This window comes from Nostoc sp., from assembly GCF_036917615.1.
In the GTDB taxonomy this organism is placed as follows: Bacteria; Cyanobacteriota; Cyanobacteriia; order Cyanobacteriales; family Nostocaceae; genus Nostoc.
In genome coordinates this window covers 24217-32075 of the sequence record NZ_JBALCZ010000094.1, presented here as the reverse complement: position 1 = coordinate 32075, position 7859 = coordinate 24217, and the positions used below count along the sequence as shown (strand labels likewise).

8 protein-coding genes and 2 pseudogenes are annotated in these 7859 nt (G+C 43.9%); 2 read left to right on the top strand and 8 right to left on the bottom strand.

Annotated features, from left to right (window positions below; genetic code table 11):
• Positions 1 to 80 precede the first annotated feature (80 nt).
• From V7K85_RS36125 to V7K85_RS36105, 5 genes and pseudogenes are all read right to left on the bottom strand, one after another.
• A complete protein-coding gene (locus V7K85_RS36125) occupies positions 81 to 266 on the bottom strand; it encodes a hypothetical protein (protein ID WP_334821514.1) in 186 nt (61 codons plus the stop codon).
• Positions 267 to 948: 682 nt separating this feature from the next.
• Positions 949 to 1140, bottom strand: coding sequence for a hypothetical protein (locus V7K85_RS36120; RefSeq protein WP_334821512.1), 192 nt, complete (start codon positions 1138 to 1140; stop codon positions 949 to 951).
• An 84-nt stretch (positions 1141 to 1224) separates the two neighbouring features.
• A pseudogene (locus V7K85_RS36115) lies at positions 1225 to 1653 on the bottom strand (ISAs1 family transposase); the annotation flags it as partial.
• Positions 1654 to 1904: 251 nt separating this feature from the next.
• Positions 1905 to 2315, bottom strand: a complete 411-nt coding sequence (locus tag V7K85_RS36110; protein ID WP_334821510.1) for a transposase family protein — start codon at positions 2313 to 2315, stop codon at positions 1905 to 1907.
• Positions 2308 to 2526, bottom strand: a complete 219-nt coding sequence (locus tag V7K85_RS36105) for a hypothetical protein (protein WP_334821508.1) — start codon at positions 2524 to 2526, stop codon at positions 2308 to 2310. The genes V7K85_RS36110 and V7K85_RS36105 overlap by 8 nt, the downstream gene beginning before the upstream one ends.
• Before the next feature lie 273 nt (positions 2527 to 2799).
• On the opposite strand from V7K85_RS36105, the gene V7K85_RS36100 reads away from it, so the two are divergent.
• Complete coding sequence (locus V7K85_RS36100; RefSeq protein ID WP_334821506.1) at positions 2800 to 3378, top strand: GUN4 domain-containing protein; 579 nt, start codon at positions 2800 to 2802, stop codon at positions 3376 to 3378.
• A 641-nt stretch (positions 3379 to 4019) separates the two neighbouring features.
• Positions 4020 to 4148, top strand: a complete 129-nt coding sequence (locus V7K85_RS36095; RefSeq protein ID WP_334821504.1) for a hypothetical protein — start codon at positions 4020 to 4022, stop codon at positions 4146 to 4148.
• Positions 4149 to 4564: 416 nt separating this feature from the next.
• Here V7K85_RS36095 and V7K85_RS36090 read toward each other — a convergent pair whose 3' ends face one another.
• The 3 genes and pseudogenes from V7K85_RS36090 to V7K85_RS36085 all read right to left on the bottom strand — a co-directional run bounded on the left by V7K85_RS36090 (position 4565) and on the right by V7K85_RS36085 (position 6780).
• Positions 4565 to 5035 carry a hypothetical protein gene (locus V7K85_RS36090; RefSeq protein ID WP_334821503.1) on the bottom strand — a complete coding sequence of 157 codons (471 nt, stop codon included), beginning with the start codon at positions 5033 to 5035 and terminating at the stop codon, positions 4565 to 4567.
• 78 nt (positions 5036 to 5113) lie between these two features.
• A pseudogene (locus V7K85_RS36785) lies at positions 5114 to 5281 on the bottom strand (hypothetical protein); the annotation flags it as partial.
• A gap of 149 nt (positions 5282 to 5430) precedes the next feature.
• A complete protein-coding gene (locus V7K85_RS36085) occupies positions 5431 to 6780 on the bottom strand; it encodes a hypothetical protein (protein WP_334821501.1) in 1350 nt (449 codons plus the stop codon).
• Positions 6781 to 7859: the final 1079 nt, after the last annotated feature.

Below are 7859 nucleotides of genomic sequence, written 5' to 3'. Positions count from 1 at the left end.
GACAATAACATAACTGCTCTCGGTTTAGCCTATAACCTGAGTAAAGCGAGACTTAATTCTCTTTAGATTTTCTTTACGAATCAGCTCTTAAGCTTAAACTGATTCAACAGCGCAATCAGTAACACGCTGCTCATAATGTAGGATGTAACACCTAAACCAAGCTTCAGGGTTGCTGACAGAAAGTCTGCTGCGGTTTCACCTACCGTGGTTGCCAGAACCTTAATAATCCAGAAGTAAATTGTCACCTCTGGAACCCTGTTTAACATTTTCTTCATGATATTTGTCCTTCTCGATTTTTCGCTACTAGTGATTTATTACATCACATCCTAAAGTTGGCTGTGTTGTAATAAATCACTAGTAGTCAAGCAATGTAATGATGGGCAGAGGTATAGTTCCTAAGGGGGTGAGGGAGGCAGGACACCTGTGGCAGAGATTTTGAGTACGGCAAAAAAGCACAAGCTCCACGAGAGGTCGCGGCAGAAGGGACCCCATGAGCAACTGCTGTAACTTTGTTAATTGTGCCTAGCCTGCGTGCCATTCCCACATAGGCAGTTACTTTGTGTGCTGCCTCCTTACATGATGATATTTTCTCTGATGTGTCAAAGGATACTTAGCTTGATTTCTTCTGTACGTTTTTGTCACAGACACTCTTCTAAGATCACTAGCTTCTTTATCGCCATCTTCATGACTACTATCACGATCATGAGGGCTATCCACTTCAGCAATTTAGACACTACTAGCAGACTGTGATCTAGCTAAAAGATGAGATGGTAATTGATGGGCACACGTTGTTTGCATATAACCACCAAATGTCAAAATGCTTACAACAAGAGTTGACAGAATAGTTTTAGGATAATTTTTCATGATGCAAAGCCTTTTGCAATTAAAGTCAGTAATTCAACAATAGATATTAAAAGTCAAGAACTGGAAAAGATTTTGCTAATTACTTCAACCAACTTGGACATAAATGACTACTCTTCTACCAGAAGTGCTTTTTTGACTTGCCATTGCCACGCGATTTGTCCACCTGCCGACCAACCCTGGAGAAGACAAACCCCGCATCCGAAAATTCATCACCGTACTCGGCAACGTTACTGGGTTTGATTCCCAATAAATTCGCCACTTCGTAGTCGAAAACAAATAACCTTCAACAGTTGCTTCGTTTAATTCCCGATAAGGAGTTAGTTGTAACCCCCTTTGTGCTGGAGGTAAAGCAGGGTGGTTTCATACAAAGAAAGAAAAAACTCTATCGAGTTGGTTGGAGAGGGCGCGTTGTGCTTGAGGAATAGTTCGGAAACCGAGATGGCGAGCGATCGTAATGAAAAAGTTGTGTAAGATAGACCAATTCACAGGGGCATTGCCACCCTGGCGTGGTGGAAAGTCTTCTTTGAATGTCACATCTCTTACCCAATGCAGTCGATTTTCGATGCCCCAATGCCCTTGAATATCAGCAAGTAACTGTTCAGCTTCCAGACATTGACTACAGATATAGAATTGACGCTGGTAAAATGGCAGACCATCGCGCTCACCTTGACGCTCGACCACAACAAAAGTTTTCAATCCAGACCATTTTTTTTGCATTTGTTCGGGGGCAGCAAAAACTTTGCACTCACGTTGGACTAGTCGAGAATGAACATTCTCTAAAGTTGTGGCACGCGAGAGTGGTGTATTTTGTTATGATTGGATTTGAGCCATTTTGTAGAGAGTTGGTTGATTTTCTTTTAATCTAATTATGTAGTCGTTGCCACCATGAATAATCAGTGATACTGTTTTTTTGGGCAGTGTAAAGCATCAAGAGTGAAAACCACTTGTTGACCACAAAACTCGGAAATTAATTGTTGTACAATCGCCACCTCACTAATTTTTTTATTAGACATTGGTTGCATTCTGAGTACAATACCTCGCTAATGACTATAAACTGAGACTGTACTGATAAAGTTTTGGTAGGACTGACTGTAATCTGTGACTGTGCAACGAATGCCTTTGCCATCAATTGCCAGTCTTTCTCCTGGCATTGGTGAAACAAAAACTGATGCCCAATTATTGAATAAGTCTGTTAACGGCTGAAAATCTACAGTTTTTAGTACTCGTCGGAATGTTGAGTAGGATGGAAACTTGATTGTCAGATCTAGGTTTAACAGTTCAATCAAGCTTTGTTTGTGTACAACAGTAAAGTCTTCAAGTGGTCGGTAGCCCCAATATCCAGTCATTGCTCCCAGTAAGATTACAAACAGTACCAACCACAATTCATGTCTTCGTCCTCTAATGTGCCGATAGTCTGGCACTTGCTGCAACTGTTCGAGCAGATTATTCATACAAACCGCTTGTCAATTTCCTATCGCCTTCTAGAAGTATTGTCATTTTTCTCTGCTTGTATGAAACCACCCTGCTTTGTGCTGGAGGTAAAGGGGGTGGGAAGACAGCAGCTAACACTTTACCGAAAACCTCTGCAAAATCTACTGTTAGGAACCCAGTCAACAGAGAGCGATAAGACTGACCTGAGGTGTCCTGTGTCTCGTAGGACATTTGTCAATTGTCCTGTCCTTCAGCCAGGATTATGGTTGAATGGCACTAAGATTTTGCCTTGGTTGTGATCAAGAGTAATTTAGATGCGTTTGCCCTGCCCCACACCCTGCCCTCATAAGGGTTTCACGTTTACAAGAGTGCCATTCGGGTATGAAGCTTGTCTTTGCTTTCGCATCGCAGTCCTTTTGGATTTTTGCTTTCGTTTGTGAGAGATGGTTAATATACCCAGGATCAGCAATAAAAATACTTATTAGCGGGGAGTGGTTGTAGAAAATGCAGTTTTGGGGAATTGATATCAGCGTAATGGTAAAGAATTTAGTAGAAATGCTTTTGGTTGTTACCGAACATTTATATGCTCAAATTGAAAATTATTTGAAGGCTGAAAATTGCTTAGCAGCAAATATCCAAACATCCCGACTGATGCTCAATATTGCTAAAAAAGAAAAAGAACAATATTTAAAACCTGAAGACATTAATAGTTTTTCTTGTGCAGACCTGCAAAGACTAAATCGGCTTTGGGTTGCCAATTCACACAACCGTTTTGGCTTTAGTGTGCAAAAGGAAATATGGATTAATCAGGGAAATCAACTAGATATAATACTAAAAGGAGATGATTATAAAACCTATTTACAGTTCGCTAAGGCAGTTGGGTGGGCATCGGTAAGAGACAATGAAACGACAAAAGCCGAGTACGTGAGTATCGAAGACCTGATTTTACGTATAAAAAACAACCAAAAACTTCGGGGAAGCCTACCGACCGTTTTATCAGATCGTATTGCGTATACATTTTGGAGAGCGTGGATACGTTGGACTTACCCTCTTATCTCGCGCTCGCGTAAGTGCGGCTTGTAAAGTCTAACCGCGAGCAACGCGAAAAAGTGAGATCATCGTGAAAAGAGCAGGGGAGGCAGGGGGAGCAGGGAGAGTGAAGAGACAAATTTCGTATTTTTTATACCGCGATAGCCTGAAATACACTTATTTATTTGTCTCCCCTGCTTCCCCTGCTCTCCCTGCTCACAAAATCGCCTTTCTCCCAGTCTAACCTATAAGTGTTTCCGAATTTTAAATTGTTACAGCGCCCCTTTCCATGACAGAATCAGCATTCCACAAACATATAGCAGTCCTATTTCATTTTTGAAAAAACAAAGTGCATTTGTAATCTTTTAACCCTGTTGCCTGTCTCAACGAGTAATTTCACAACTTATACCAATTCTAAAAAACTTTGCAATAGATAAAGCGTTCAGAATGGAATGGCACTAAGAAAAGCTATTCGTTATACAGGATAAGCGCTACAGATTTTAAAGCGATTAAACAGTGTCGGCGCGGGGCAGGCAATTGTCCTTAATGAAGTGTTGCTCGCTATGAAGTTTGCTCCCAGTGTAACCGCCCGCCTTGATGCTTGGGGCGGTAAACAACGTTATGCCTGACTCCAAACAGTGCAAAGATGTACGGGTTGTCTAAAAAATTTTTAGGTAGGAAAAGCTTACTCGTTCATGAAATACTTTCAAAAAGACGTTTATTTGCTAGCTTACAATCTACTTCGTAGCTTGATGTGGTCGGCTGGAACTACTTATGGTAGCCTCCAAATCGCTTATCATTACAAGGTACTCGCCATCATTTAATTAACTTTATTCCTCAATTGTTAACTGGGAGCGACGCAAAACTCCAGCAAATTTATCACACTTTACTTAAAGTTGTTGCTCACAAGGCTGTAAGCGATCGCCCTGCTAGAAACGAACCACGCGTTCGTAAACGTCGTCCAAAAGCTTACCCCTTAATGACAAAACCAAGGAATGAATTACGCAAACAATTATAAACTGTTTAAACCAAAGGGTTTCGGCTTTTCTTAGTGCCATTCGATTATGGTTCTTGTCAGCTTTTGGTGATCAATAGTGGGCTGGTTTAGGCAGAAGACAGAGAGCCGAAGGAAGAAGAAAGAAAGTTTTTGTCCGACTTCAGAAAATCGCGTTGCTCCCGGCTCAACCTCCACTCTTGTTTGTCGATTCAGTCATCGGTCGGCGAGCGTCCGTCTCGTTGCTTACTTGTTCAACCGTTTTGTCGGCCGATCGGTTCCGTAGAACGCGATGACGGGAACCAGGAAAGCAAGACCGGTGAGCAAGGTGCTCCATGTCAGGCTCAACGCGTGGGCCAAGGCATCGCCGGCAGCAGTGCCAGCCGTGCGAATGAGTGCCACCGTGATCCAGTAGAGCGATGGCGCGAGAATTTGCCCCCGTCGGCCTATTGTGAGCGTCATCGCCACCAGCGCCCCTACCACCACTGCGGCCCCTGGCGGCGTGAGATGCAGCCTAAAGGACGCGAAGTCGCCAAGGAGGGTGCCAAGGACACCAGCCAGCATCATACAGACCCAGTAGCTCGGTGTTACGCGGACGGTATCGCCCAAGGTAGTCACCGCATCAAAAAACCGGCGGTAGACCCAGACTGCGCAAACAAAGAGCGCAAGAACCATCGGTATAGAGATTGCGAAGTCGATGTGCCAATCATGGAACATATCCCCGACGTTGGTAGCTGCCGTGCGAACTGTAATGATGGCAAACCAGAACCACAGTGGTGTGGATCGGCGGACAATTCGCTCGAGTAGGAGGATTAGAGCGAATAGCCCAGCCAGCCAGGGTAGTCCTGAGAGGTGTCCGAGGTGTAGTTCGTCTCCAACGAAGTCGCCGGTGTTAGTGCCGAAAACGCTAGCGGCACAAAGGCAAAACCAGTATCTCGAATCGATGCGGGGTAGAGAGCGCATGCAGTTTTAGAAATTTTACATAATAAATTTTACATAAATATTTCTATTGGCTATGAGTGACAAAAGTAACTGTTTAAACATGACTTTGTATATAATCGGTCGGGTACAGCGCCTTGTTGGGCTGCTTGTTGGTGCCTTGCGGGTTTCTGTTATTTACGCTGCTGAAACAGCCAGTCGCGAACACCTTCAATGGTATACGCGATGCGCCATGTATTTCGGTGACCTGCCCCACCAGCGGTGCTCTGCCCTGGCGGAATCACTGTGCCTTGTCTGAAGTCCACATAGTAGACGTTGCTATTAGGCCCCGCTTGCAGCATAGTTTCTACATCACGCTTGAACTGTGCAGCATTGGCGGTGCCGTCCCACTCGGCACGAGTCACTATCGCTCCATGTTTTTCTAACTCGGCAGTTATGGCGTTCATGCCGGGGTATGCTTTGCTGTCGTCTTGAGACACCACGATCCACAGCTTATTTTTCGCTATGGGTGCGACTTTATTCGCATCCCACTTACCTGCTACAAGCAGCGAAGCCGCAAACAATTGCGGGTGCTTAATGTTCAGTGCAATGGCGGTCATGCATCCCCCAGACTGGCCTGTGCTGTATAAGCGGCTCCCGTCGATGCTGTATCGCTTCTGCAAATCCTGTATAAGCTGAACGGTTACATCTGCGTAATCAGAAGTTTGGGAGTTATCGTTCGCGAGCGCTACGGGGTACTGTGGGGCCAAAACAAACGCTGGGTGTTTGGCTTGCTCTTGAGAACTAGCCCAAACAGTAGCGCCCAGTCCTTGCACCAGTGTCGTGTATGGATTTATGTTGGTGACACCCAAATCGTGCATAAACAGCATCATTGGATACTTTGTGTTCGGATTGTAACCTTTGGGAATGAAGAGGTTATACGTGAGAACCAAGCCTGTCACCGGATCAGTGAACTTGAACTGCTGAAAATCATCTACAATCAAGTTCACTTGTCGGGTGTTTGAGACAGGTTTAGCAGTCGGGGAATACCGCAGACCAGACGCTGTTTGGACTGATGCCGCCTGATTCACCGTGACCGATGCCTGGCGTAGCACGGGGCCTTGAGCGTTGTAAGTAGCAGCATTGGAATTGGCTGTGTCCAATTCAATGATGACGAATTTTCCATCCTTGCCGACTTCTGATTTTTCGGGTCGAGCATTAGCATACACTCGCATGATATTACGATCGCTCACAGCGAAGGTGGTGGTCGAGAGGCTGCTGTTTTTGATAGGTGTGTCGTATTCAACGATGGAAGCCGTGAGACGTTGCCCATCGCCAAAAATCTCAGTCACAGCGGTAACGGCTTTGATGTGTTCGCTGTAGAAAACGGTGTCCTGCATCCCCATTCCGCCCTCGGGTCTGCGGTCACTTGGTAGGACACTTTTCGTAGGGATGTCGCTCATGGTAGCGGTTTGTGCTCCATCATGAGCGATAACGCCAGCAGAAAGGAGAAGCGCGGCAAGGGGTGCGGTTATGCTCTTCATATTTCAAAGTCTGTCCCGACGAAACTATTGAATAGTTTCATCTTCCCCTATGTAGGTCAAGAAACCGCTTAGATACGTCTGGAAAACATAGGGACTAGCAGGATTGTTAATTTATCAACCGAAGTCTGGGAGAGCCAAAAATATTAAAATTCAATTACACCAAATTCTTATTGTTTTACCAATCTTGGGTCAGAAGTTGGTATTTACAAAAAATCTTTCTCACTCTAAGCGTGTGTTACACATAAGAGCCATTACGTGTAATGTCTATTACAAGCTGCTGCTGGGTCATTTTGCCATGCTTTAGTCTAAACTCCAGTAAATAAGGGTCGTTTGCCTTCTGCCTTAAAGCGCGTAACCTTTCATCATCACCAAAAGTGGCCAAGACCCAGGATTATTTGCAACACGTAAATCAATATGTTTTTAATATTCCTATAGTTTTCCCATAAACATACCTTAACGTTTTGCCAATAATGTTAAATGTCTAGTTATTTCTCAAGTTGATAGTAAGCCCAAAAACTATTTACCATCTCATTGGAGGCATTTTGTACTAGTTCAGCCAGCCTAGCATATTTTTTAAGTCAAAATCAAGCTGGCCTCGGCTTGATTCCCTTCTGCTAGGATTCAACACTTTCCCAGCGTAGCAGTCTTAAAGCCCCGTTTTTCGTTCAAGAGCGTGGAAGATGATGAAATCTTATCGGTCTGCTACAGCGGGGCGATAAGTTTCACTTAACTTTCAGGGAGTATGCAGGAACAATGCAATTTAGGGTTTGGAGGAATAGAAACACGGGGGGCGTAGTGGTAATTTGGTTAACACACATATTAGTGAGATGGTCCCTCGGAGATATCTCTGCATTATCACATTATTGAAACATTAAGAAACCCTTAACTTTACTAATACTTTAAAAAACTAGGCAGAAAATTATTATCTAAATTTGAAATTACCTAACTCTGAAGGCCTTGTAAAAATGGGAATTAACAATTATTGATAATCTTGGTGATTGCTCAAACGGCATAAAATCGTTCTGAATTTATTTTTGCTATATCACAAATAATTATAAAGATTTGGTGAAGCAATATTC

Excerpts from the sequence above, each read along its gene's own strand:
- V7K85_RS36125 (WP_334821514.1), bottom strand. The coding sequence starts at position 266 with ATGTTAAACAGGGTTCCAGAGGTGACAATTTACTTCTGGATTATTAAG.
- V7K85_RS36110 (WP_334821510.1), bottom strand. The coding sequence starts at position 2,315 with ATGAATAATCTGCTCGAACAGTTGCAGCAAGTGCCAGACTATCGGCAC.
- V7K85_RS36105 (WP_334821508.1), bottom strand. The coding sequence starts at position 2,526 with ATGTCCTACGAGACACAGGACACCTCAGGTCAGTCTTATCGCTCTCTG.
- V7K85_RS36100 (WP_334821506.1), top strand. The coding sequence starts at position 2,800 with ATGCAGTTTTGGGGAATTGATATCAGCGTAATGGTAAAGAATTTAGTA.
- V7K85_RS36095 (WP_334821504.1), top strand. The coding sequence starts at position 4,020 with ATGAAATACTTTCAAAAAGACGTTTATTTGCTAGCTTACAATCTACTT.
- V7K85_RS36090 (WP_334821503.1), bottom strand. The coding sequence starts at position 5,035 with ATGTTCCATGATTGGCACATCGACTTCGCAATCTCTATACCGATGGTT.
- V7K85_RS36085 (WP_334821501.1), bottom strand. The coding sequence starts at position 6,780 with ATGAAGAGCATAACCGCACCCCTTGCCGCGCTTCTCCTTTCTGCTGGC.